General features: G+C 38.2%; 1 protein-coding gene. It reads right to left on the minus strand.

Annotated elements, in window-relative coordinates:
- Positions 1 to 47: 47 nt before the first annotated feature.
- Positions 48 to 1,078 (minus strand): relaxase/mobilization nuclease domain-containing protein (locus ABT053_RS43390; protein ID WP_350978046.1); only part of this gene is annotated, 1,031 nt, incomplete at its 5' end.

The following is a 1,078-nucleotide window of genomic DNA, read 5'->3' on the forward strand; positions in this document are numbered from 1 at the left end:
ATTTTTATAAGCATTTAATACTTGAACAACGAGTTGTTCATCTTTATTCATCGACTCATCCCCCGATCATGATCTTTTGTTGGTTTCTTTTCAGACTGTACGTCTCTATTCACTTGTTTTTCTAGGCTTTTCTGTTGTTCTTGCTCGTAATTTTTCATGTCTTTTGAAAAGCGACGTTCAAAATCATCGAGGATTTTCTCTTTTGTTTGCTTTAATTTTCTTGTAACGCGTTGAGTAAGTTCTGGTACTCGTCCTGCAAGCTGTTTGATTGTGTCAATAAATCGATTAATTTTTGATTCTCGCTTGAGAGCTTCTGATTTTCTTGGTTCAATTGCTTGTTCAAGGCTAACAATTTCTGATTCTCTTTGTTGAGTGTCTCGCTCAAGCGGAGTAATCGCTGGTTCTCGTTGTTCAACAGCTCTAAATTCGTTTTGTCTTGCTCGGTTTTCCAACTCATGTAAAATGGTCTCCCTTCCAAAATCAGAACCCAATCGGGTCTCTCGTGCTCGTCTTTGCTTGTTATTGGCGTCTAAAAAGGCATATGAGAACGTTTGGCCTCTTTCTGATAGAATTACCCCATTGTCAGATAATCGTTCCTTAAACGCTTCGTATGAGCTCACAGAGACATCTTGAAGCGATTTATTGATTCTTTCTCTCAAATCATCCATGTAAGAATACTCATTTTTGGCGATTAGTTCTTTTTCTGTCTCTGTTTGGCGCTCATTTGGTGGCTCTAAAATGTGCCAGTTCTCTCGAGAAGCGAGTCGATCATTCATTTCTCGTGCTCGTTGAACGCTTTCTCCTTTTTGTTCTCTTAATTTATTGCCTGTCTCTAAATTGACCTTATTGACAATGATGTGGTTGTGTAAGACGTGATTTTTTCCGTCTAAATGCGTATACACAGCACTTTGATGGTTAGGATAGAGATTTTCTGCTAATTCAACGCCTAAATCATTGGCTTTTTGCCAGTCTTTTTGAACTTTCGGATTCAGTTCATCTAAGGCGAAAGATTGGGTAATACGCAAGACTTGATTGGATTCTTTGGTTTGGTTATGAAGTTGTCGAATGACATCAAATT

This window comes from Streptosporangium sp. NPDC002524 (assembly GCF_040295985.1).
In the GTDB taxonomy this organism is placed as follows: domain Bacteria; phylum Actinomycetota; class Actinomycetes; order Streptosporangiales; family Streptosporangiaceae; genus Streptosporangium.